The following is a 22,708-nucleotide window of genomic DNA, read 5'->3' as shown; positions in this document are numbered from 1 at the left end:
ACGAGCTACGACACGGTGCGATGTGCCTCGCGCTTACGCGCGCGGCTTCTCGCGCATCTCGTACGTCGCGATGACGTCGTCGATCTTGATGTCGTTGTAGGAACCGAGGTTGATACCACCCTCGAAGCCCTCACGGATCTCGGTGACGTCGTCCTTGAAGCGGCGCAGACCCGAGATGTTGAGGTTCTCGGCGATGACCTTGCCATCGCGCAGGAGCCGCGCCTTGGTGTTGCGCTTGACCTCGCCGGACCGGATGAGGACACCGGCGATGTTGCCCAGCTTGGACGAGCGGAAGATCTCGCGGACCTCCGCCGTACCGAGCTCGACCTCTTCGTACTCCGGCTTGAGGAGACCCTTCAGGGCCGCCTCGATCTCCTCGATGGCCTGGTAGATCACCGAGTAGTAGCGAACGTCGACGCCCTCGCGGTCCGCCATCTGCGCGGCACGGCCGGCCGCACGGACGTTGTAACCGATGACGATGGCGTCGGAGCCCATCGCCAGCGAGATGTCGGACTCGGTGACCGCACCCACACCGCGGTGCAGGACCCGGATGTCGACCTCTTCACCGACGTCGAGCTGGAGCAGCGAGGACTCGAGAGCCTCGACCGCACCGGACGCGTCGCCCTTGATGATGAGGTTGAGTTCCTGGACCAGACCGGCCTTGAGCACGGAGTCGAGGTCCTCGAGGGACACGCGACGGACGCGCTTGGCGAAGTTGGCGTTGCGCTCACGCGCAGCACGCTTCTCGGCGATCTGACGGGCCGTACGGTCCTCGTCGACGACGAGGAAGTTGTCGCCGGCGCCGGGGACGTTGGTGAGACCCAGGACCAGGACGGGGGTCGACGGACCCGCTTCCTCGACGTTGTTGCCCTTGTCGTCGAGCATGGCGCGCACACGACCGTAGGCGTCGCCCACGACCATCGTGTCGCCGACGCGGAGGGTACCGCGCTGGACGAGGACGGTGGCGACGGCACCGCGGCCGCGGTCGAGGTGGGACTCGATCGCAATACCCTGAGCGTCCTGCTCCGGGTTGGCGCGGAGGTCGAGCGAGGCGTCGGCGGTGAGGACGACGGCCTCGAGCAGGGAGTCGATGTGCAGACCCTGCTTGGCGGAGATGTCGACGAACATCGTGTCGCCGCCGTACTCCTCGGCGACCAGACCGAACTCGGTGAGCTGACCGCGCACCTTGACCGGGTCGGCACCCTCGACGTCGATCTTGTTGACCGCGACGACGATCGGGACGCCGGCGGCCTTGGCGTGGTTGAGCGCCTCGATCGTCTGCGGCATGACGCCGTCGTTGGCCGCGACCACGAGGATCGCGATGTCGGTCGACTTCGCACCACGGGCACGCATGGCGGTGAACGCCTCGTGACCCGGGGTGTCGATGAAGGTGATCTTGCGCTCTTCGTCGTTGACCTCGGTGGAGACCTGGTACGCACCGATGTGCTGCGTGATGCCACCGGCCTCGCCCGCGACGACATTCGTCTTGCGGATGGCGTCGAGCAGTCGGGTCTTACCGTGGTCGACGTGACCCATGACGGTCACGACCGGCGGACGCGGCATGAGGTATTCCTCGCCGCCCTCGTCCTCGCCGAACTCGATGTCGAAGCCCTCGAGGAGCTCGCGGTCCTCTTCCTCCGGGCTGACGATCTGGACGACGTAGTTCATCTCGCCGGCCAGCATCTCGAGCGTCTCGTCGGAGACGGACTGCGTGGCAGTGACCATCTCGCCGAGGTTCATCATCACGGCGACGAGCGACGCCGGGTTGGCGTTGATCTTCTCCGCGAAGTCGGTGAGGGAGGCACCGCGCGACAGGCGCACGGTCTCGCCGCCACCGCGCGGCAGCATCACGCCGCCGACGGACGGGGCCTGCATGGCCTCGTACTCCTGGCGCCTCTGACGCTTGGACTTGCGACCACGACGGGCCGGACCACCGGGACGACCGAAGGCACCCTGCGTGCCACCACGGGCACCGGGACCACCGGGACGACCACCGAAGCCGGGACGACCGCCGCCACCGGCACCGGCCGGACCGCCACCGAAGCCGCCGCCACCGGGACGCGGGCCGCCGAAGCCGCCACCGCCGCCGGGACGCGAGCCCGGACCGGCCGGACGACCGGCGAAGCCGCCGCCCGCGGGACGACCGGCACCGCCGGGACGACCTGCGCCGCCCGCACCGGGACCACGGCCACCGGGGCCGCCACCGGGACGGGGACCGGGACCACCGGCAGCGGGACGCTGCGGCATCATGCCCGGGTTCGGACGGTTACCACCGGGAGCACCACCGGGACGCGGGGCGCCGCCCTGCGGACGCGGCATGCCGCCCGGGGTCGGACGGGCGCCGCCGGGACCCTGCGGACGCGGAGCGCCGCCGGGACCACCCTGCGGGCGGGGAGCACCCTGGCCGCCACCGGCGCCGGGGGCACCGGGACGGGGCGCGCCGGCCGGACGGGGCGCCTGGGGGCGCGCCATTCCGGTGGAGCCGCCGGAGGTGAAGGGGTTGTTGCCCGGACGGGGACCCGCCGGACGGGCACCCTGCGGACGCGGCGCCTGGGAGCCGGGGGCTCCGGAGGGACGCTGCGACGGGGCACCGGGAGTGGCCCCGGCCGGGCGCGGGGCGCCGGGACGGGCACCGCCCTGGCCACCCTGACCCTGTGCCGGACGCTGCTGCGCCGGACGGGGGCCGGGAGCCGCGGCGGGACGCTCGGTGCGCGCCGGGGCGGCCGGGGCCGCCGGAGGCGCGGAGAACTCGGTCGCCACGGGCGCCGCCGGAGCGGGCTTCGGGGCGGCCGGAGCCTTCGGGCCGGGACGCGGGCCGGAGGCGGCCGGAGTCACCGGTGCGGGCGCTGCGGTGGCCGGAGCCTCCGCGACGACCGGCTTGGGGGCCGGTGCGCCGGGCTTCGGCGCAGCGGGACGTGCAGCGGCACCCGGGGTGGGAGCCCCGGGCTTGGCGGGGGCGGCCTTGCGAGGCGCACCCGGCTTCGCGGCGGACTTGCCGGCGCTACCGCCGGGGCCCTGCAGCGCGTCGGTCAACTTGCGTACAACCGGCGCCTCGATCGTCGAGGACGCCGAACGGACGAACTCACCGAGTTCCTGGAGCTTGGCCATGACGACCTTGCTCTCAACTCCGAACTCCTTGGCGAGTTCGTATACCCGGACCTTAGCCACTTCGCTCCTTTTAGGTCCGGGTTACGCCGGACCGTCGCTACTTCATGGGCGTACTCATCGCGTACTCATCGAGTGCTCATCGCAATCTCGACCTACTTCCAACTCGCGAGGTACCTGACCGCACGGTTATCCGTGCCGTACTACTTCTTTACGGTGTGCCCGGCCTCATCGGCCACGGCTTTGCGCAGGTTCTCCGTGTCGAGCGCTCCGGCGGACCGAAGGGCCCGGGGGAACGCACGGCGGCGAATCGCCTGGTCGAGGCAGACCACGGCGGGGTGCACGTACGCACCCCGGCCCGGCCTCGTGCCGCGTGGATCAGGGACGCATGCGTCCCCGTCCGCCACGACGCGCAGCAGATCGTTCTTGGCCGCTCGCTCCCGACACCCCACACAGGTGCGTTCGGGGCATGCGCGGGCTTGCGTCCGGCCAGACACGCCTAAGTCTACCTCCCCGCACCGACCTCTCTCCCGACAAGTCGCGGGGGAAAGATCGAACGGCTGTTGTGTTGTCTTGTATCCGCCGCCTCGGCGGCGGCCGTGCACCCTGTCTACCGTCCGGGCAAGCCCGGACGGTACCGGTTTATTCCCCGCCCCGGTCCCGGTCGCGGTCGGCGTCCGGGGAGACCTCGGTGTCGGGACGGATGTCGATGCGCCAGCCGGTGAGCCGCGCGGCGAGGCGGGCGTTCTGGCCCTCCTTGCCGATGGCCAGCGACAGCTGGTAGTCCGGCACGGTCACCCGGGCGGACCGGGAGTCCCAGTCGACGACCTCGACCTTGCTCACCCGCGCGGGTGACAGCGCGTTCGCGACCATCTCCGCCGGGTCGTCGGACCAGTCGACGATGTCGATCTTCTCGCCGTGCAGTTCGGCCATCACATTGCGCACGCGGCTGCCCATCGGGCCGATGCAGGCGCCCTTCGGGTTGAGGCCCGAGCGGGTGGACCGCACGGCGATCTTGGTGCGGTGACCGGCCTCACGGGCGATCGCCGAGATCTCGACGCTGCCGTCGGCGATCTCCGGGACCTCCAGCGAGAAGAGCTTCTTCACCAGGTTGGGGTGGGTGCGCGAGAGGGTCACGGACGGACCGCGGACGCCCTTCGCCACCCGTACGACGTACGCCTTCAGGCGCAGGCCGTGCGTGTACTCCTCGCCGGGGACCTGCTCCTGCACCGGCAGGATGGCTTCCAGCTTGCCGATGTCGACGAGGACGTTCTTGGGGTCCTTGCCCTGCTGGACGACGCCGGTGATGACGTCGCCCTCACGGCCGGCGAACTCGCCGAAGGTCAGGTCGTCCTCGGCGTCGCGCAGACGCTGCAGGATCACCTGCTTGGCGGTCGTCGCGGCGATCCGGCCGAAGTCCGACGGCGTGTCGTCGAACTCCTTGGGCTCCTGGCCCTCTTCGAGATCCCTCGGGTCTTCCGTCGCCCACACGACCACGTGACCGTTGGTGCGGTCCAGCACGACGCGAGCGCGGCGGAAGCTCCCCTCGGTCCGGTGGTACGCGATGAGGAGGGCCGACTCGATCGCCTCGACGAGCAGGTCGAAGGAGATCTCCTTCTCCCGGACCAGACCCCGCAGGGCACTCATGTCGATGTCCACGGCTACGCCTCCTCTTCCTTCTTGTCCTTGCGGTTGAACTCGATCTCGACACGCGCCTTGGCGATGTCGGTGAATGCGATACGCCGGGCGGTCGCCTTGCGGCCCTTCACGCCCGGGACTTCGAGGTCCAGGCCCTCGTCGTCGACTTCGAGAATGCGGGCGATCAGTTCCCCGCCCTCGGCGAGCTGGAACTTCACGAGACGGCCGATCGCCCGTACGTAGTGACGGTGCTCGGTCAGCGGGCGGTCGGCGCCCGGCGAGCTCACTTCGAGGACGTACTCGTCCTCACCCATCACATCGGTTTCGTCGAGCTTGTCGGAGACCTCGCGACTCAGCTCGGCACACGCGTCCAGCTCCACGCCCTCGTCGGAGTCCACGATGATCCGCAGCATCCGGCGCTTGCCCGCCCGGGACATCTCGATCTCTTCGAGGTCCAGGCCCTTGGCGGCAACGAGCGGCTCCAGCAGTCCGCGCAGCCTGTCGCTCTGGGTGGTGCTCATCCGGGTGACTCCTCGGCCGCGTGTGCTGTTGTGGTTTCCGTCGTGTGTCAGGTCAAAGGGTATCCGGTGTCGGAGGGTGTTGCCGTCCGCCCTGTGGACAGGGCCCCGGGTACCGTGATCACACCCTGCCCGCCGGCAGTCCCGCCATCTGTCCCGTCATCACCCGGAGGACGTCGCCGTGTCCTGGACCCAGCCTTCGAGACCCTCGCGCAGGAGCCTGCTCGCCGGTGCGGCCGGCGTGGCAGGCGCCGCGCTGCTGACCGGGTGCTCGGACGGCGGCGCTTCCGACGCCGACGTCACGATTCCACTCGAACGGCGGATGCGGGAGAGCGCCGTTCGTGACAGTACGCGACTGCTGGAACGTTACGACGCCACCACGGCCGCCCATCCGGCCCTGGCCGCGCGGCTCGCCCCGCTGCGGGCCGCCGTCGCCGCCCACACCGCGGCCCTGTCCCTCACTCCTTCGGCCGCGCCGTCCCCCTCCCCGTCCCGGTCCGGCGGTACGGGTGCCGCCGCGCCCGCGGCGAGCGGCGAGCCGGTGCCGCCGAAGCCCGAGGAGGCGCTGAGCGCGCTCGCGGACGCCGAGCGCGGCCTGTCCGAGTCGCGGACCATCGACCTGGCCGGGGCCCCCGGCGAGCTGGCCCGGCTGCTGGCCTCGGTCGCCGCCTGCGGCGCCGTACACGCGTACCTGCTGACCTCGAACCCCGGAGCCACCTCGTGAAGCCCGAACCCTCCCCCGCCGGCCGGGCCCTGGAGGCCGCCCAGGCCGCGCTCGCCGCCGAGCACGCGGCCGCGTACGGCTACGGGGTGATCGGTGCCCGGTCCGGCGGCGCCCGTGCGGCGCAGGCCCGCGAGTCGTACGGTGTCCACCTCGCGCGGCGTGACGCGCTGGCCCGGACCGTACGGGAGCTGGGCGGCGCGCCCCGGCCCGCGGAGGCCGCGTACGCCCTGCCGTTCGAGGTCCGCACCCCGGCCGACGCCGAGCGGCTGGCCGCCGAGATCGAGGACCGCGTGGCCGGCGCGTACTCCGATCTGGTGCGTGCCGCGGAGGGTCCGCTGCGCCGCGAGGCGGCCGACGCGCTGAACGCGGCGGCAGTGCGCGCGGCACGCTGGCGTGGTGTCGGCGTAGCCTTCCCTGGGCTCACGGAACGCGCTGACGAGGCGCAACGGGCCCAGCACAGCTGAAAGGGACCACGCACGCATGGCTTTCGAACCGCCGCAGCGGCTTGTACGGGCGCTCGGCGAGATGCCGGAGACGGCGCAGGACACGGACTGGCTGGGGCAGTTGCCCCGACTCACCGAGGCCGCGCTGTCCCGGCGCGGGGTGGCGGCCCGTCGGGTGCAGGCCCCGGGTGGCCGCAGCAGCCTGGTGGTCCTCGTCACGTACGCCGACGGGACCCCGGCCGCACTGAAACTGGCGCCCCCGCACGCCCGGCCCGACCGGGAGCTGGCCGCTCTGGCCCACTGGGGCGGTTTCGGGGCCGTACGGGTCCTCGACACGCGGCATCACGACGACGACGGGGCGCTGCTGCTGGAGCGGCTGCACCCGGAGGTGTCGCTGCGGTCGCTGCCGGAGGCCAAGGCCCTGCTGGAGGCGAGCGGCACCCTGCGCAGGCTGTGGGTGGCGCCGCCGGCCGGGCACGGGTGGGAGACGGTGGCGGAGCGCACCGAGTGGCAGTCGGCGGCCCTGCGGTCGGCTCCGGCGGAGACCCGGGCGCTGGCGGACGCGGCGCTGGCGATGCGGGCGGAGCTGGTGGCGGGCCCGCCGGAGGAGCTGCTGCTGCACGGGAACTTCCGGCAGGGCAAGGTGCTCGCGGGCGAGCGGGCCCCGTGGCTGACGGTGGGCCCCGATCCGCTGGTCGGCGAGCGGGCGTACGACCTGGCGCGGCTGGTCCGGGACCGTCTGGAGGACCAGGTGGCCTCCTCGGCGGGGGCGGCGGGCGCCCGGCGCCGGGTGAACAAGCTGGCGGACGCGCTGGAGGTGGACCGGGAGCGACTGCGGGGTTGGACGCTGTTCCGGGCGGTGGAGTCGGGTAATCGCGCACTGGCCGCGGGGCGGCGCAGGGACGCGGAACTGCTGCTGGAGTTCGCCGCCTGGTTGTAGGGCATACCGTAGATATCAAGGTATGTCCGGCAGGGGGCCGTCATGGTCGAAGAACTGCTGACAGCGGCGATCGCCACGGGTGTGGGCGTCGCGGTCTACATGGGCGCCGCGGCCCGGGTGGTGAAGCAGTACGAGCGGGGCCTGGTCTTCCGCTTCGGCAGGCTGCGCGAGGAGGTCCGCGGGCCCGGCTTCACGACGATCGTTCCGTTGGTGGAGCGGCTCCGCAAGGTCAACATGCAGATCGTGACGCTGCCGGTGCCCGCGCAGGAGGGCATCACCCGGGACAACGTCACGGTGCGGGTGGACGCGGTCGTGTACTTCAAGGTCGTCGACCCGGCGAGCGCGATCGTGGCGGTGGAGGACTACCGCTTCGCCGTCTCGCAGATGGCCCAGACCTCGCTGCGGTCGATCATCGGCAAGTCCGACCTGGACGATCTGCTGTCGAACCGGGAGATGCTCAACCAGGGGCTGGAGCTGATGATCGACAGCCCGGCGGTGGGCTGGGGCGTGCAGATCGACCGGGTCGAGATCAAGGACGTGTCGCTGCCGGAGACGATGAAACGGTCCATGGCCCGGCAGGCGGAGGCGGACCGGGAGCGCCGGGCGCGTGTGATCAACGCGGACGCGGAGCTGCAGGCCTCGCACAAGCTCGCCGAGGCGGCGGAGGTCATGTCGGAGCAGCCGGCGGCGCTGCAGTTGCGCCTGCTGCACACGATCGTGGCGGTGGCCGCCGAGAAGAACTCCACGCTGGTGCTGCCCTTCCCGGTGGAGCTGCTGCGCTTCCTCGAGCGCTCGGCCCCTCCGCCGGCGGCGGCGCCCGCGCGGAAGGAACCGGCCCCGGCCGGCCCGGCTTCCGAAGGCCCCGGGCCGGCCGAGGTCGCCGACGCGGCTGCCGACGCGCTCGACGGAGCGCCGGTGCCGGACGCGCTCGGCGGGCCGGTGGACGGGCTGATGCTCGACGCGCCCCCACCGGAGGAGGAGCGGGAGGGGCTGCGCGAGTAGCCGCTGCGCGGAGCCGTCTCCCAAGCCGGGGCTCGGCAGGGCTACGACGTCAGGCGGGACAGGGCCTCCGTCAGGGGGAGTTCCTCGCGGGTGCCCGTGGCGCGGTGCTGGAGTTCGACCACCCCGTCGGCGGAGCGGCGGCCCGCGACCAGGATCCACGGCACGCCGATCAGTTCCGCGTCCGTGAGCTTCACGCCGGGCGACAGGCCGGGCCGGTCGTCCAGCAGCACCCGCCGTCCCGCCGCGGCCAGGGTCGTCGCCGCCTCCTCCGCGAGCGCGAGCGGCACCGCCTTGCCCGCCGCCACCACGTGGACGTCGGCCGGGGCCACCGCCGCGGGCCAGCACAGACCGCGCTCGTCCGCCGTCTGCTCGGCCAGCGCCGCCACCGCGCGGGAGACGCCGATGCCGTAGGAGCCCATCGTGACCCGGACCGGCTTGCCCTCGCGGCCGAGGACGTCCAGGCCGAAGGCGTCCGCGTACTTGCGGCCCAACTGGAAGATGTGCCCGATCTCGATCGCCCGGTCCAGCTTCAGCCCCGCCCCGCAGGACGGGCAGGGGTCGCCCGGCTCCACGACCACCACGTCCAGGTACCGGTCCACCTCGAAGTCCCGCCCGCAGACGACGTTCCGGGCGTGCGTGTCCGCCCGGTTGGCGCCCGTCACCCAGGAAGTGCCGGGCGCCACGCGGGGGTCGGCCAGGTAGCGGACCTTGTCCAGGCCCTGCGGGCCCACATAGCCGCGTACCAGGTCCGGGCGGCCCTCGAAGTCCTCGGCCGTCACCAACTCCACGACCGCCGGGGCCAGGTGCTCACCCAGCTTGCCGAGATCCACCTCCCGGTCCCCCGGCACGCCCACGGCCGTGATCTCGCCGTCCACCTTGACCAGGAGGTTCTTCAGCGTCGCGGAGGCGGGTACGCCCAGGTGCGCGGCGAGGGTCTCGATCGTCGGGGTGTCCGGGGTGTCCACCTCCTCCAGTGCCGGGTGTTCCGCGGAGACGGGGGCCAGGGCGAAGGTCACGGCCTCCGTGTTCGCCGCGTAGTCGCACGACGGGCAGTCCACGAAGGTGTCCTCGCCCGCCTCGGCCGGGGCGAGGAACTCCTCCGACGCCGAACCTCCCATGGCGCCCGAGACGGCCGACACGATCCGGTGGTCCAGGCCGAGCCGCTCGAAGATGCGGACGTACGCCTCGCGGTGGAGCCGGTAGGACTCCTCCAGCCCCTCGTCGGACACGTCGAAGGAGTAGGAGTCCTTCATCTGGAACTCGCGACCGCGCAGCACCCCGGACCGGGGCCGCGCCTCGTCGCGGTACTTGGTCTGGATCTGGTACAGCATGACCGGCAGGTCCTTGTAGGAGCTGCACTGGTCCTTCACCACGAGGGTGAAGATCTCCTCGTGCGTGGGCCCGAGCAGGTAGTCCACGCCCTTGCGGTCCTTCAGCCGGAACAGCAGGTCCCCGTACTCCGACCAGCGTCCGCTGACCTCGTACGGCTCCTTCGGCAGCAGGGCCGGGAGCAGTACCTCCTGGGCCCCGATCGCGTCCATCTCCTCGCGGACGACCCGCGAGACGTTGTCGAGGACCCGCTTGCCGAGCGGCAGCCACGTCCACACCCCGGCGGAGCTGCGTCGGACGTAGCCGGCGCGGACCAGGAGCCGGTGGCTGAGGGTTTCGGCGTCGGCCGGGTCCTCGCGGAGGGTCTTGGCCATGAGGCGGGACATGCGCTGCACGTGTTGCGTAGACATGTCGGGAGATTACCGGGGGCCCGGCGGCCCGCGGTACCGGTTTCAGCGCCTGGTCAGCGCCTGATCAGCGGCAGGGTGGCGCCCATGACCGCGTACGGCAGGCTCGCGCTCGGGAAGTGGACCTGGCGGGCGAGGTCGGTGTAGCCGAGGGCCCGGTAGAGGCCGCGGGCGGGGCTCTCGGTGTCGATGGCGGAGAGGATCGAGCGGGGCTCGGCGGCGTCGTCGGTGATGCCGGTGATCAGGGCGCGGCCGACGCCGTGGCCCTGGAAGCCGGGGTGGACGTGCAGCTCGGTGATCACGAAGGAGCCGTCGAGCCAGTCCTCGTGGCCGCCGGCGCGCAGGTACGGCTCGACGATGGTGGACCACCAGTGGGTGCGGTCGTTCGGCATCCCGTACACGAATCCGGTGAGCGCCCCGTCCTCGGCGAACGCCCCGAGGGCGCGGGCGCCGCGGCAGGTCATGTGGCGCTGGACGATGTAGCGCCGGATGCCGACCTCCTCCTCGCTGAGGCCGAAGGCGACGGCCTGTACGCGCAGGGCCTCGTCCACGCGGGCGGCGAGGTCGAGGGGAGCGATTCGGACTCCGGAAGGCAGCATGCGGCGACCTTACTTCGCGGTACGGGGCTGCCGGAATGCCGCAGCCGAGGTCCGTGGCCCGCGGCTGCGATCAGGTGCGGCCGGTGTCGGAAGCGGGTGTCAGAAGAGGACGCTCATGAACGCGCCGACCTCGCGGAAGCCGACGCGGTGGTAGGCCGCCCGGGCGGCGGTGTTGAAGTCGTTCACGTAGAGGCTGACCACGGGGGCGACGTCGCGCAGCGCGTAGGCGACGACGGCGGCCATGCCGCTCTCCGAGTGGCCGAGGCCGCGGAACTCGGGGTCGACCCACACGCCCTGGATCTGGCAGGCGCGGGTGGTGGCGGCGCCGATCTCGGCCTTGAAGACGACCTTGCCGTCGTCGACGCGGGCGAAGGAGCGGCCACTGGCGACGAGCTCGGCGACGCGGGCCTGGTAGAGCAGCCCGCCGTCACCGGCCATCGGGGAGATGCCGACCTCCTCGGTGAACATGGCCACGCAGGCGGGCATGATCAGTTCCATCTCGTCCTTGCGGATCCGGCGGACCTGCGGGTCGGCCTCGACCGTGGTGGACGGGCGCTCGATGACCATGAGCGGCTGGTGGGAGCGGACCTCGCGGGCCGGGCCCCAGCTGGGCTCCAGGAGCTGCCACAGCAGTCGGGTGGCCTCGGCGGGGCCCACGATGGAGGAGCAGCGGCGACCGGTGCGGCGGGCCCGGTCGGCGAAGGCGCGTACGGCGTCGGGGCCGGCGCAGACGGGGACCAGATTGGCGCCCGCGTAGCAGAGCGAGCGGAGCTCGCCGTCGGCGTACCAGCCCCACATCTCGCCGCCCAGGCGCCAGGGGTCGAGTCCGGCGACCTGGACCCGGGAGGTGACGAAGGCGTTCTCGACCGGCTCGCGTCCGAGGATTTCCATCGCGGCGTCGAGATCACTGGGCTCAAGGACCCGGGTGGTGGTCTGCGTCAACACTGGGGCCTCACCATGCAAGTCTGCTGATCTCCGCACTGTACCCGGCGGCGCCCGGGGATGCCGCGTCCGAGGTCACGAAAGAGCCCCGGCACGCCCCCGAACTGCGGGAACGGTACCGGGGCCACTGACGACGCGGAATCGCTCGGAGAGATCAGACGCCGATGGCGACGGTGGGCTCGCCGCTCATGACGCCGTCCTTCTCCATCTGCTCGGCGATCTTCATGGCCTCTTCGATGAGGGTCTCCACGATCTTCGACTCGGGGACGGTCTTGATGACCTCGCCCTTCACGAAGATCTGGCCCTTGCCGTTGCCGGAGGCGACACCGAGGTCGGCCTCGCGGGCCTCGCCCGGGCCGTTGACGACGCAGCCCATGACCGCGACGCGCAGCGGGACCTCCATGCCCTCCAGGCCCGCCGTGACCTCCTCGGCCAGCTTGTAGACGTCGACCTGGGCGCGGCCGCAGGACGGGCAGGAGACGATCTCCAGGCGGCGCGGCTTGAGGTTCAGGGACTCCAGGATCTGGATGCCGACCTTGACCTCCTCCGCCGGCGGGGCGGAGAGGGAGACGCGGATGGTGTCGCCGATGCCCTCGGAGAGCAGCGCGCCGAAGGCGACGGCGGACTTGATGGTGCCCTGGAAGGCGGGACCGGCCTCGGTGACGCCCAGGTGCAGCGGGTAGTCGCAGGCGGCGGCGAGCTGGCGGTAGGCGTTGACCATGACGACCGGGTCGTTGTGCTTGACCGAGATCTTGATGTCGCCGAAGCCGTGCTCCTCGAAGAGGGAGGCCTCCCAGAGCGCGGACTCGACCAGCGCCTCGGGGGTGGCCTTGCCGTACTTCTTCAGCAGGCGGGCGTCGAGGGAGCCGGCGTTCACACCGATGCGGATCGGCGTGCGCGTCTCGTTCGCGGCCTTCGCGATCTCCTTGACCTTGTCGTCGAACTGCTTGATGTTGCCCGGGTTCACCCGGACCGCGGCGCAGCCGGCGTCGATCGCGGCGAACACGTACTTGGGCTGGAAGTGGATGTCGGCGATGACCGGGATCTGCGACTTCTTGGCGATCACGGCGAGGGCGTCGGCGTCGTCCTGGGTGGGGCAGGCCACGCGGACGATGTCGCAGCCGGAGGCGGTGAGCTCGGCGATCTGCTGGAGCGTCGCCCCGATGTCGGAGGTCCTGGTCGTGGTCATCGACTGCACGGAGATCTGTGCGTCGCCGCCGACGGCCACCTTGCCGACCTGGATCTTGCGGCTGACCCTGCGGTCGGCAAGCTTCGTCGGTACGGCCGGCATTCCGAGAGAGATGGCAGTCATCTGCTGTGCAACCCCAAGGTGTGGATCAAGGTCCCGAGATCGGCGGGCTCCAGGCTTCGAGATTACGCCAACCACGGCGCGGCCCGTGCATCCGAGGGGTCCGCCACCCGAACGTAGGGAGCCGGGCACGATCCGTGCCCGGCTCCGGTGGTGCTGGGGTAGAGCCCCCACAAACTAGGTGATCTTGATCGGGTTCACCACGTCCGCGACCATCACCAGCAGGGTGAAGCAGATGAACAGGCCCGCGACCACGTACGCGACGGGCATCAGCTTCGCCACGTCGAACGGGCCCGGGTCGGGGCGTCGGAAGATCCGGGCGACGGTGCGCCGGAACGATTCCCACAGGGCGCCGGCGATGTGCCCGCCGTCGAGCGGGAGCAGGGGCAGCATGTTGAACAGGAACAGCGAGAGGTTGAAGCCGGCCAGCAGGTTGAGGAAGAAGACCAGCTGGTGCTGGGCGGGGATGTCGAGGGTGAAGATCTCACCGCTGACCCGCGCGGCACCGACGACGCCCATGGGGCTGTCCTGCTTGCGCTCGGCCCCGTTGAAGGCCGCGTTCCACAGGTCCGGGACCTTGGAGGGAAGGGCGACCAGCGACTCCACGCCGGCCTGCATCATCTCGCCCATGCGGTCGACGGACTGGCCGAAGGACTGCGGTACGTAGCCGGAGGCGGGGGCGAAGCCGAGGAAGCCCGCGGTGACGTACTCGTCCTTGACGTAGCGGCCGCTACCGTCCGTCTTGGCGACCTTGTTCTCGATCAGGTTCGCCTTGAGGTCCACCCGCTGCCCGGCCCGCTCCACCGTGATCGTGGCGGGTCCGACGGTGGCGCGGATGTCCTTCTGCAGGGCGGACCAGTCGCCGACCGGTCGACCGTCGAAGGCGACGATCTTGTCGCCGGCCTTCAGGCCCGCGGCCTTGGCGGGGGCGGCCGGGTCGCCGGGGACGCACTTGTCGCGCTTCTCGCTCTGCTGGATGACGCAGTCCGAGACGGTGGCGACCGAGGTGGTCTGGGTGTTGAGCCCGAAGGTCATCAGGGTCGTGAGGAAGATCGCCACGGCCAGGACGAGGTTCATGAACGGCCCGGCGAACATCACGATCACGCGCTTCCACGGCTTGCGCGTGTAGAAGAGCCGGGTGTCGTCCCCGGGCTGGAGCTCCTCGTACGCGGCCGAGCGCGCGTCCTCGATCATCGACCGGAACGGAGAGGTGGAGCGGGCGGTGACCTTGCCGTCCTCGCCGGGCGGGAACATCCCGATCATGCGGATGTAGCCGCCCATCGGGATGGCCTTGATCCCGTACTCGGTCTCGCCCTTCCTCCGCGACCAGATGGTCGGGCCGAAGCCCACCATGTACTGCGGCACGCGAATGCCGAAGATCTTGGCCGTGGAGAGGTGCCCCAGCTCGTGCCAGGCGATCGAGACCAGCAGGCCGACCGCGAAGACCACGACCCCGAGCACCGTCATCAGTAGTGTCATGCGCGCGCCTCCGCGGCGGCCCGAGCCGCCATCTCCCGCGCCCGGGCCCTGGCCCAGGCCTCCGCTTCTAGGACGTCCTGGACCGTCAGGGAGGTTCCCGACTCAGGTGTCCCGTGCTCATCGACCACGGCAGAGACCGTATCCATGATTGCTGTGAACGGCAGCCGACCTGCCAGGAATGCTTCCACGCACTCCTCGTTGGCCGCGTTGAACACGGCCGGGGCGGTGCCGCCGAGGGTGCCCACGTGCCGGGCGAGGCCCACCGAGGGGAAGGCGTCGGTGTCCAGCGGGAAGAACTCCCAGGTGGATGCCTTGGTCCAGTCGAAGGCGGGGGCCGCGTCCGGGATCCGCTGGGGCCAGCCGAGGCCGATCGCGATGGGGCCGCGCATGTCCGGCGGGGTGGCCTGGGCGAGCGTGGAACCGTCGGTGAACTCCACCATCGAGTGCACGTAGGACTGCGGGTGGACCACGACCTCGATCTGCTCGAAGGGGATGTCGTAGAGCAGGTGCGCCTCGATGACCTCCAGCCCCTTGTTGACCAGGGTCGCCGAGTTGACGGTGATCACCGGGCCCATGGCCCAGGTGGGGTGGGCGAGCGCGTCCTCGACGGTGACGCGTCCCAGCTCGGCGCGGGTACGGCCGCGGAAGGGGCCGCCGGAGGCGGTCACCACGAGCTTGCGGACGTCGGCGCGGGTGCCGGCGGCCAGCGCCTGGAAGAGCGCGGCGTGCTCGGAGTCCACGGGGATGATCTGGCCGGGCTTCGCGAGGGCCTTGACCAGCGGACCGCCGACGATCAGCGACTCCTTGTTGGCCAGGGCCAGGGTCCGGCCCGCCCGCAGAGCGGCGAGGGTCGGCGCGAGGCCGATGGAACCGGTGATGCCGTTGAGGACGGTGTGGCACTCGGAGGCGGCGAGTTCGGCCGCGGCGTCCGGACCGGCCAGGATCTCGGGCAGCGGCTCGGACGGCCCGTACCGGGCGCTCAGCGCCTCTTTCAGGGCCGGTACGACGTCCTCGCGGGCCACGGCCACGGTCTGGACCCGCAGCTGCCGGGCCTGATCGGCCAGCAGCTCCACCCGCCCGCCGGCGGCGGACAGCGCGGTGACCCTGAACCGGTCGGGGTTGCGCAGGGCGAGATCGATGGCCTGGGTTCCGATGGACCCGGTGGACCCGAGGATGACGATGTCCCGGAGGCCGGCCGCGGGGTCGAAGAGGAGGTGCGGGTCGGCGAGGGGGGCTGGGCGGTCGCTCATGCCCCCCATTGTTGCCGCAAGTCACGAGCGGCCGGACACGGAGCCCCCTTCCGTTACCCGCAGGAGCAGGTGCGGGAGGGTTCCGGCGAACTCCGGGAGCGTACGGGCCACGGTCCACCAGGCTTCGGGGTCCTCGTCGAGGGCGAGGGCCAGCAGCCGGTCGGCCTCGGCGTGGGAGGCAAGGACGGCCGCGGGGCGGTTGTGCCGGTCGGGATGGTCCACGTCGCCCAGCCAGTGGTCCTGATCGAGGGCCCAGCAGGCGGGCAGCTTGTGCCGGATCACGTCCTGGCCGGTGAGCAGGCCGCGGTCGAGGCAGTCGCGCACCCAGCGGATGTCCTCCGCGACGCTGTCCATCGGTACAGCGAGGCTCGTCAGGGCCAGCTCGCGTTCCACGCCCCCGTAGGGCTCGCCGGCCGTCGGCGTCAGGTGGCGTACGGCGCGGACGAGGTCGGGGCCGGGCTCACCCGCGTCGGCCGCCTCGGGCACGGTGCCGTCGGTCAGGGCGGCGACCAGGGCGGGCAGCGGGCCCTGGTGTCCGGGGGCGTGCCGCAGCAGTTCCGCCCACAGGCGCGGGTCGTCCCCCAGCGGGCGCAGCGCCCGCAGGACGGCCGTCTGCATGCCGGCCTGTTCGGGCAGGGTCCAGCGCAGACCGGCGGTGTCGGGGAGGCGGGCGAGCAGCAGGGTCCGGTGCGCGGGGGCGACGTGGGTGACGAGTTCCTCGTGCGTGACCCGGCCCATCCGCACGGCGCGGACGGCGGGCCGGTGCCAGGAGCGCCCGTCCGACGGCCCCTGCGGGGCGGCCAGGAAGGCGTGGACGGTCTCCAGGGGCAGGTCCAGGGCGAGCAGCAGGGCCTCGACCGCGCCGGTCGGCAGCGGCTCGCGCAGGTGCTCGGCGAGCAGCGCTCCCGGGTCCGGTCGGTGCCGCAGCGCCAGGATGTCCAGCGGGACCCGCGGTCCGCGCCGGCCGTGCCGGCGCAGCAGGCCGACGAGCTCGGTCGTGGTCAACGGTTCCTCGGCGGGGTCCCTGCCGAGCTCGGCGCGGAGCACCGGCAGGAGTTCGGGGGGTGTGCGGCGGCGGGCGTAGCGGGCGGGTCCGGGCAGGCCGGGGAGCGGCCGGCCGACGACCCGGGGGTTGCGCGCGATGAAGGTCCGGTCGGTGGCGCCGCCGTGGCGCAGGAGCAGCGTGACGGTCGAGGCCGACAGCCACTCGTCCCGGCACAGGTACTTGCGGGTGGGCTCGTCCAGCCTGCCGATCATGTCGGTGACGACGTGGTCCGGTGCGTGGCGTAGCAGGTGCGCCACGCACCAGGCCAGCCGTCGGCTGGTGCGGTCTTCCTCGGCCGTCGACATCGTTCTCGTCCGCCTCGCGCTGTGCTCGTACGCGTACCAGTACTCGTACTCATCCTCGTACGTCTGTCCGACGTCCGGCGATGATCGCAGGTCAGCGGATCGGGCGGTGCACGTTTTTGCGGGTCGAGGGTCCGGGCGTCGCGTCCGCGATCCAGGGGCCGTCGCCGGAGGGGTCGAGGACGCCCTCCTCCAGCCAGGCGTAGGTGCCGGACAGTACGCCCGCGACCACCTTGCGGTCGAGGTCGTCGGTGTTGGACCAGAGCCGGCCGAAGAGCTCCTCGACGCGCAGCCGGGACTGCTCGCAGAAGGCGTCGGCGAGCTGGTAGGCCTCGCGGCCGTGGGCGCCGGTGGCGCGCAGGTGCTCGGCGCGGACGCAGGCCGCGCTCATCGCGAAGAGCTCGGCGCCGATGTCGACGATCCGGCCGAGGAAGCCCTGCTTGGTCTCCATCCGGCCCTGCCAGCGGGACATGGCGTAGAAGGTGGAGCGGGCGAGTTTGCGGGCGCTGCGTTCCACGTAGCGCAGGTGGGTGGACAGGTCGGGGTGGCCGCCGGGGTGGAAGGCACGGTAGGTGCCGGGTACCTGGCCGGGGCCGGTGGCGAGCTTGGGCAGCCAGCGGGCGTAGAACCCGGCGGCGCGGGCTCCGGCCTTGGCCTTGTCGCCGAGTGCCTTGTCCGGGTCGATGAGGTCGCCCGCCACCGACAGGTGGGCGTCGACGGCCTCGCGGGCGATCAGCAGGTGCATGATCTCGGTGGAGCCCTCGAAGATCCGGTTGATGCGCAGGTCGCGGAGCATCTGCTCGGCGGGGACGGCGCGTTCGCCGCGGGCGGCGAGGGACTCGGCGGTCTCGAAGCCGCGCCCGCCGCGGATCTGGACGAGTTCGTCGGCCATCAGGCAGGCCATCTCGGAGCCGTAGAGCTTGGCGAGGGCGGCCTCGATGCGGATGTCGTTGCGGTCCTCGTCGGCCATCTGGGAGGCGAGGTCGACCACCGCTTCGAGGGCGAAGGTGGTGGCGGCGATGAAGGAGATCTTCGCGCCGACCGCCTCGTGGCGCGCGACCGGTCGGCCCCATTGTTCGCGTACGCCGGACCACTCGCGGGCGATCTTCAGGCACCACTTGCCGGCGCCGACGCACATGGCGGGCAGGGACAGCCGGCCGGTGTTGAGCGTGGTCAGGGCGATCTTGAGCCCGGCGCCCTCGGCGCCGATGCGCTGGGCGGCGGGGACCCGGACCTGGTGGAAGCGGGTGACGCCGTTCTCCAGGCCGCGCAGGCCCATGAAGGCGTTGCGGTGCTCGACGGTGATCCCCGGCGAGTCCGCCTCGACGACGAAGGCGGTGATCCCGCCCCGGTGGTTCTCGGACTTAGGTACGCGGGCCATCACGACGAGGAGGTCCGCGACGACCCCGTTGGTCGTCCACAGCTTCACGCCGTCGAGCACGTAGTCGTCGCCGTCGGGGACCGCCGTGGTGGCCAGGCGCGCCGGGTCGGAGCCGACGTCGGGCTCGGTGAGCAGGAAGGCGCTGATGGCGGTGGTGGCGCAGCGGGGCAGGTAGGCGTCCTTCTGCTCCTGCGTGCCGAACATCTTCAGCGGCTGGGGGACGCCGATCGACTGGTGGGCGGAGAGCAGGGCCCCGATGGCCGGGCTGACCGAGCCGACGAGGGCCAGCGCCTTGTTGTAGTAGACCTGGGTGAGACCGAGACCGCCGTACTTGGGGTCGATCTTCATGCCCAGGGCGCCGAGCTCCTTGAGGCCGCGCACGGTCTCGTCGGGGATCTTCGCCTCGCGCTCGATGAGGGCCCCGTCGATGCGGGTCTCGCAGAACTCCCGCAGCCGGGCCAGGAAGGCCTCGCCCCGCCGGACGTCCTCGTCGGCGGGGAGCGGATGGGGGTGGATCAGGTCGAGCCGGAAGCGTCCGAGGAACAGTTCCTTGGCGAAACTGGGTTTGCGCCAGTCCTGTTCCCGGGCCGCCTCCGCGACCTGCCGTGCCTCGCGCTCGGTCACCTTGGGCTGTGTTGCGGACATGAGGGGACTCACCTCGCCGCCGGAGTCGGTGGTACCGGCCTACTGGCCGGTGCTACCTGTGAGTCGTACCCTCTCCGGCCCGCCGGGAAAAGCCGGGCCGTCCGAGCGAGGGAAATCCGGCCCGGCCGCGCGGCTTGGCCCAGGCGAGTGAGCCGAAGGGGCGCGCCGGCGAAGGACGCCGAGCGCGAGGACGCACGGCGTCCTGGAGGCGGCGCGGCCGCCCCGGAGGCGAACCGAGCCCGGGAGGAAAAAGGGGACGGCCGGAGCCCCCGCACAGTAGGCTCCGGCCGCCGGCTCTTGGCCGTACGAGATCAGATGTCGAGGCCGGTCAGGACCAGGACCCGCTCGTACGTGTAGTCGTCCATCGCGTAGCGGACGCCCTCGCGGCCCACACCGGACTGCTTGACGCCGCCGTACGGCATCTGGTCGGCGCGGTAGGACGGCGCGTCGCCGATGATCACACCGCCGACCTCGAGCTCACGGTGGGCGCGGAACGCGGTCTGCACGTTGCGGGTGAAGACGCCGGTCTGCAGACCGAACTTCGAGTCGTTGACGGCGGCGAAGGCCTCGTCGGTGTTCTCGACCTTCTTCAGCGTCAGGACCGGCCCGAAGACCTCCTCGGTGGCGAGCTTGACGCCGTCCGGCACGTGGGCCAGGACGGTGGGCTCGTACGAGGCACCCGCGCGCTTGCCGCCGGTGAGCAGCTTGGCTCCGCCGGCCACGGCCTCGTCGACCCAGGACTCGACACGCTGGGCGGCGGCCTCGGAGACGAGGGGGCCGACGTCGGTGGCGGAGTCGGACGGGTCACCGGTGACCTGGGCCTGGACCTTCTCGACGACCTTCTCGACGAGGCGGTCGTAGACGGAGGCGTCGGCGATCACGCGCTGCACGGAGATGCAGGACTGGCCGGCCTGGTAGTTCGAGAAGGTCGCGATACGGGTCGCGGCCCAGTCGAGGTCGGCCTCGGAGGACCAGTCGTCCAGGACGACGGCCGCGGCGTTGCCGCCGAGCTCCAGAGTGCAGTGCTTGTGGGGCACCGACTGCTGGATGGCGTAGCCGACGGTGTCGGAACCGGTGAAGGAGATGACGGGCAGACGCTCGTCCTTGACCAGGGCCGGCATCTTGTCGTTCGCGACCGGCAGGACCGACCAGGAGCCGGCCGGGAGGTCGGTCTCGGCGAGCAGCTCGCCCAGGATCAGACCGGACAGCGGCGTGGCCGGGGCCGGCTTGAGGATGATCGGCGCGCCGACGGCGATGGCCGGGGCCACCTTGTGGGCGCACAGGTTCAGCGGGAAGTTGAACGGCGCGATGCCGAGGACCGGGCCCTTGACGAAGCGGCGGGTCAGCGCGAGACGGCCGACACCACCGGCGTCGGTGTCCAGGCGCTGGGCCTCTCCACCGTTGAAGCGGCGGGCCTCTTCGGCGGCGAAGCGGAACACGGACACCGCACGGCCGACCTCGCCGCGGGCCCACTTGACGGGCTTGCCGTTCTCGGCGGAGATCAGCTGGGCGATCTCCTCGGTGCGCTCGGCGAGCCGCTTGGAGACGTGGTCCAGGGCGGCGGCGCGGACGTGGGCGGGGGTCGCGGAGAACTCCGCCGTCACGGCGTACGCCGCGGCCACGGCCTCTTCGACCTGCTCGTCGGTGGGCACGCTGACCGTGCCGACCAGTCGGCCGTCCCACGGGGAGTGGACGTCGAAGCTGTCCTCGCCGGTGGCCTGGCGGCCGGCGAGCCAGAAGGCGTGGGTGGAAGTCATGCGAATCCCGGCCCTTCGAGAGTGTGCGGTGGGTCCTGACCCCTCCACCGTAGAACTCCGTCGGGGTTTCGGCGTTTGTCCCTGATGGAGCGGCGGGTCGTCGCGCTTCGCCGCTTTGTCACTGTCCTGCGCGCCGAGCGGGGCCCCTAGGGGGTGTCTTGTCGATCGGGGCGGAACAGGGAGCGGTGGTCGGTGCCGTGTATCGCAAGGCGGACGAGCGAGGCGACGCGGAGCGTCGCCGACCGAGGACAACGCGGCGAGGCGCGGTGCCGGGCGCCGCGAGCCCGCCCTGATCGGCAAGACACCCCCTAGGGCGCGGAGGTGGCCTTGAGGGCGAGCCACAGTTCCATGCGGACGTCCGGGTCCTCCAGGGAGCGGCCGAGGATCTCCTCGACCCGCTTCATCCGGTAGCGCAGGGTGTGCCGGTGCACGCCGAGGTCGGCCGCGGCCGCGTCCCACTGCCCGTGGCGGGAGAGCCAGGCCTGGAGCGAGGCCACCAGATCGCCGCGCCCGGTCGCGTCGTGCTCCCGCAGGGCGCGCAGGGTGCCGTCCGCGAAGGCCCGTACGGCGTCGTCGGCCAGCAGCGGCAGGACCGAGCCCGCCGCCATGTCCTCGTGCTCCACCATCGGCCGGCCACGGCGCCGGGCCACGGCCAAGGCCTGGTCGGCCTGTTTGAGGGCCGCCGCCACACTGCCCGGGCCGGCCGACGCGGACAGGCCGACCACCAGCTCGTCCGGCTCCGGCCCGGACGCGTCCCGGCCGCGCCGCGCTTCCAGCACCTCGGCGTGGTCCACGCACGCCTGGACGGCCGAGCCCCCGTCGGATGCCAGGACCACGAGCCGGCCCGCCTCGGGGACGACGAGCAGTGCCTCCCCGGTCCGGGCGGCGGCCGACTCCACGGCGTCGGTCAGCAGCGCCAGGCCTTCCGGCTGGGCGGTCCCCGCGAGGGCCGGCTCGGCCACGACGATCCGGAACGGCGCCTCCAGCAGGGCCCCGTACAGGTCCCCGGCCACGGACCGCGCGTGGTCCGCCTCGCCCGCGAGCAGCATCCGCAGCACCGCGGCCCCCAGCCGGGACTCGGCGTCGTGCAGCGAGCGCGAGCGCTCGGTGGTGAGGGTGAGCAGCGCGACGGCGGAGTGGACGGCGTACCGCTCGGCGGTGCCCAGCGGGGCCGCGGTACCGACGGCGAGCGCGCCGCGGGCCCGCCGGCCCGTGCCCAGGGACTGGAGTTCGACGCGGTCCTCGGAGCCGCCGACCACGGCGCTCGCGGGCGCCGGGCGCTCCCGCAGCCGTTCCACGTCGGGGGTCAGCCGGGCGGCGCGGCGCGCGGCCCAGTCGGGTGCGGCCGCGACGACCGCGCCCGAGGTGTCGTACAGGGCGGCCCATCCGTGGACGTGCGCGGCCAGTTTCACCAGCAGTTCGGTGGGGCCGTCGACGGAGAGCGCGGCCCGCGTCAGCTCCCGCTGGGCCTCGAACCCGGCGGTCACGGCCCGGTACTGGTCCGCCGCGAGGGCCGCGGAGACCGCTTTGCTGATCGCCAGGAAGGGGGTCCGCCGGGGTACCTCCAGCAACGGCATGTCCTCGGCCCGCGCGGCCTCGACCAGCGCCTCGGGGATCTCCTCGTAGTTGACCCCGATCGCGAAGCCGATGCCGACGACCCCGGCGGCGGCGAGGCGGCGTACGTAGGCCCGCATCTCTTCCGGGTCCCCCGCGTCCAGCTTCATCGCGGTGATCAGGAGCAGCTCCCCGCCCTCCATGTAGGGGACGGGATCGGCGAGCTCACTGACGTGGGCCCAGCGCACCGGGGTGTCGAGGCGCCCCTCCCCCGCCCGGACGCCGAGCTTGAGCGCCGAGTGCTGGACGAGTGAGGCGAGGGTGAGCGGCATCGGTTAC

Annotated in this window: 18 protein-coding genes; 4 read left to right on the top strand and 14 right to left on the bottom strand. The window is 72.1% G+C overall.

Translation table 11 applies throughout. From position 1 onward, the window contains the following. Positions 1-33: 33 nt before the first annotated feature. The 4 genes from infB to rimP form a co-directional block, all read right to left on the bottom strand. On the bottom strand, positions 34-3,168 hold the full coding sequence (gene infB, locus OG624_RS29185) for a translation initiation factor IF-2 (protein ID WP_371593563.1): 3,135 nt from the start codon (positions 3,166-3,168) through the stop codon (positions 34-36). 140 nt (positions 3,169-3,308) lie between these two features. Then, positions 3,309-3,602, bottom strand: coding sequence for a YlxR family protein (locus tag OG624_RS29180; RefSeq protein WP_078909439.1), 294 nt, complete (start codon positions 3,600-3,602; stop codon positions 3,309-3,311). A 145-nt stretch (positions 3,603-3,747) separates the two neighbouring features. Beyond that, the gene (gene nusA / locus OG624_RS29175) at positions 3,748-4,764 is read right to left on the bottom strand and encodes a transcription termination factor NusA (protein WP_033223013.1); all 1,017 of its coding nucleotides are present in this window, start codon (positions 4,762-4,764) and stop codon (positions 3,748-3,750) included. Positions 4,765-4,766: 2 nt separating this feature from the next. After that, on the bottom strand, positions 4,767-5,264 hold the full coding sequence (gene rimP, locus OG624_RS29170; protein WP_030386337.1) for a ribosome maturation factor RimP: 498 nt from the start codon (positions 5,262-5,264) through the stop codon (positions 4,767-4,769). Positions 5,265-5,442: 178 nt separating this feature from the next. On the opposite strand from rimP, the gene OG624_RS29165 reads away from it, so the two are divergent. Genes OG624_RS29165 through OG624_RS29150 form a run of 4 tightly spaced genes read left to right on the top strand, consistent with a single transcriptional unit; the run spans position 5,443 to position 8,370 of the window. Continuing rightward, complete coding sequence (locus OG624_RS29165; RefSeq protein WP_033223012.1) at positions 5,443-5,985, top strand: hypothetical protein; 543 nt, start codon at positions 5,443-5,445, stop codon at positions 5,983-5,985. Further along, positions 5,982-6,449 (top strand): ferritin-like domain-containing protein, encoded by a 468-nt coding sequence (locus OG624_RS29160; protein ID WP_033223010.1) that lies wholly within the window; start codon positions 5,982-5,984, stop codon positions 6,447-6,449. The genes OG624_RS29165 and OG624_RS29160 overlap by 4 nt, the downstream gene beginning before the upstream one ends. Positions 6,450-6,465: 16 nt before the next feature. Continuing rightward, positions 6,466-7,368: an aminoglycoside phosphotransferase family protein gene (locus tag OG624_RS29155; RefSeq protein WP_371588531.1), complete on the top strand. Its 903-nt coding sequence runs from the start codon at positions 6,466-6,468 to the stop codon at positions 7,366-7,368. A 42-nt stretch (positions 7,369-7,410) separates the two neighbouring features. After that, positions 7,411-8,370, top strand: a complete 960-nt coding sequence (locus OG624_RS29150) for a slipin family protein (protein WP_266443716.1) — start codon at positions 7,411-7,413, stop codon at positions 8,368-8,370. 41 nt (positions 8,371-8,411) lie between these two features. Here OG624_RS29150 and OG624_RS29145 read toward each other — a convergent pair whose 3' ends face one another. The 10 genes from OG624_RS29145 to OG624_RS29100 form a co-directional block, all read right to left on the bottom strand. After that, complete coding sequence (locus OG624_RS29145) at positions 8,412-10,109, bottom strand: proline--tRNA ligase (RefSeq protein ID WP_371639973.1); 1,698 nt, start codon at positions 10,107-10,109, stop codon at positions 8,412-8,414. A gap of 53 nt (positions 10,110-10,162) precedes the next feature. Beyond that, positions 10,163-10,705 (bottom strand): GNAT family N-acetyltransferase, encoded by a 543-nt coding sequence (locus OG624_RS29140; RefSeq protein WP_033223002.1) that lies wholly within the window; start codon positions 10,703-10,705, stop codon positions 10,163-10,165. Between the two features lie 99 nt (positions 10,706-10,804). Further along, positions 10,805-11,647: a GNAT family N-acetyltransferase gene (locus OG624_RS29135; protein WP_033223000.1), complete on the bottom strand. Its 843-nt coding sequence runs from the start codon at positions 11,645-11,647 to the stop codon at positions 10,805-10,807. 154 nt (positions 11,648-11,801) lie between these two features. Further along, a complete protein-coding gene (gene ispG / locus OG624_RS29130; protein ID WP_030386345.1) occupies positions 11,802-12,959 on the bottom strand; it encodes a flavodoxin-dependent (E)-4-hydroxy-3-methylbut-2-enyl-diphosphate synthase in 1,158 nt (385 codons plus the stop codon). Between the two features lie 174 nt (positions 12,960-13,133). After that, positions 13,134-14,435, bottom strand: coding sequence for a M50 family metallopeptidase (locus OG624_RS29125; protein ID WP_033222998.1), 1,302 nt, complete (start codon positions 14,433-14,435; stop codon positions 13,134-13,136). Then, entirely contained in the window at positions 14,432-15,685 is a 1,254-nt protein-coding gene (dxr, locus tag OG624_RS29120; RefSeq protein WP_371588529.1) for a 1-deoxy-D-xylulose-5-phosphate reductoisomerase, read from the bottom strand. Before dxr ends, OG624_RS29125 begins: the two co-directional genes overlap by 4 nt. Before the next feature lie 21 nt (positions 15,686-15,706). Beyond that, positions 15,707-17,035, bottom strand: a complete 1,329-nt coding sequence (locus tag OG624_RS29115; protein WP_352163811.1) for a hypothetical protein — start codon at positions 17,033-17,035, stop codon at positions 15,707-15,709. A 91-nt stretch (positions 17,036-17,126) separates the two neighbouring features. Continuing rightward, positions 17,127-19,058, bottom strand: coding sequence for an acyl-CoA dehydrogenase family protein (locus OG624_RS29110; RefSeq protein ID WP_033222993.1), 1,932 nt, complete (start codon positions 19,056-19,058; stop codon positions 17,127-17,129). Between the two features lie 311 nt (positions 19,059-19,369). Beyond that, complete coding sequence (locus OG624_RS29105) at positions 19,370-20,815, bottom strand: aldehyde dehydrogenase family protein (RefSeq protein WP_352163813.1); 1,446 nt, start codon at positions 20,813-20,815, stop codon at positions 19,370-19,372. Positions 20,816-21,123: 308 nt separating this feature from the next. Next, the gene (locus OG624_RS29100) at positions 21,124-22,701 is read right to left on the bottom strand and encodes a PucR family transcriptional regulator (protein ID WP_371639972.1); all 1,578 of its coding nucleotides are present in this window, start codon (positions 22,699-22,701) and stop codon (positions 21,124-21,126) included. Between the last annotated feature and the right edge of the window lie 7 nt (positions 22,702-22,708).

The organism is Streptomyces virginiae, assembly GCF_041432505.1.
In the GTDB taxonomy this organism is placed as follows: domain Bacteria; phylum Actinomycetota; class Actinomycetes; order Streptomycetales; family Streptomycetaceae; genus Streptomyces; species Streptomyces virginiae_A.
The sequence above is the reverse complement of the archived record's forward strand: the minus strand, read 5'-3'. Positions and strand labels throughout refer to the sequence as shown.

Bases quoted from the DNA above. Each gene is read 5' to 3' on its own strand.
- rimP (WP_030386337.1), bottom strand. From the start codon at position 5,264: ATGAGCACCACCCAGAGCGACAGGCTGCGCGGACTGCTGGAGCCGCTC.
- OG624_RS29155 (WP_371588531.1), top strand. From the start codon at position 6,466: ATGGCTTTCGAACCGCCGCAGCGGCTTGTACGGGCGCTCGGCGAGATG.
- OG624_RS29150 (WP_266443716.1), top strand. From the start codon at position 7,411: ATGGTCGAAGAACTGCTGACAGCGGCGATCGCCACGGGTGTGGGCGTC.
- OG624_RS29145 (WP_371639973.1), bottom strand. From the start codon at position 10,109: ATGTCTACGCAACACGTGCAGCGCATGTCCCGCCTCATGGCCAAGACC.
- OG624_RS29140 (WP_033223002.1), bottom strand. From the start codon at position 10,705: ATGCTGCCTTCCGGAGTCCGAATCGCTCCCCTCGACCTCGCCGCCCGC.
- ispG (WP_030386345.1), bottom strand. From the start codon at position 12,959: ATGACTGCCATCTCTCTCGGAATGCCGGCCGTACCGACGAAGCTTGCC.
- OG624_RS29125 (WP_033222998.1), bottom strand. From the start codon at position 14,435: ATGACACTACTGATGACGGTGCTCGGGGTCGTGGTCTTCGCGGTCGGC.
- dxr (WP_371588529.1), bottom strand. From the start codon at position 15,685: ATGAGCGACCGCCCAGCCCCCCTCGCCGACCCGCACCTCCTCTTCGAC.
- OG624_RS29115 (WP_352163811.1), bottom strand. From the start codon at position 17,035: ATGTCGACGGCCGAGGAAGACCGCACCAGCCGACGGCTGGCCTGGTGC.
- OG624_RS29110 (WP_033222993.1), bottom strand. From the start codon at position 19,058: ATGTCCGCAACACAGCCCAAGGTGACCGAGCGCGAGGCACGGCAGGTC.
- OG624_RS29105 (WP_352163813.1), bottom strand. From the start codon at position 20,815: ATGACTTCCACCCACGCCTTCTGGCTCGCCGGCCGCCAGGCCACCGGC.
- OG624_RS29100 (WP_371639972.1), bottom strand. From the start codon at position 22,701: ATGCCGCTCACCCTCGCCTCACTCGTCCAGCACTCGGCGCTCAAGCTC.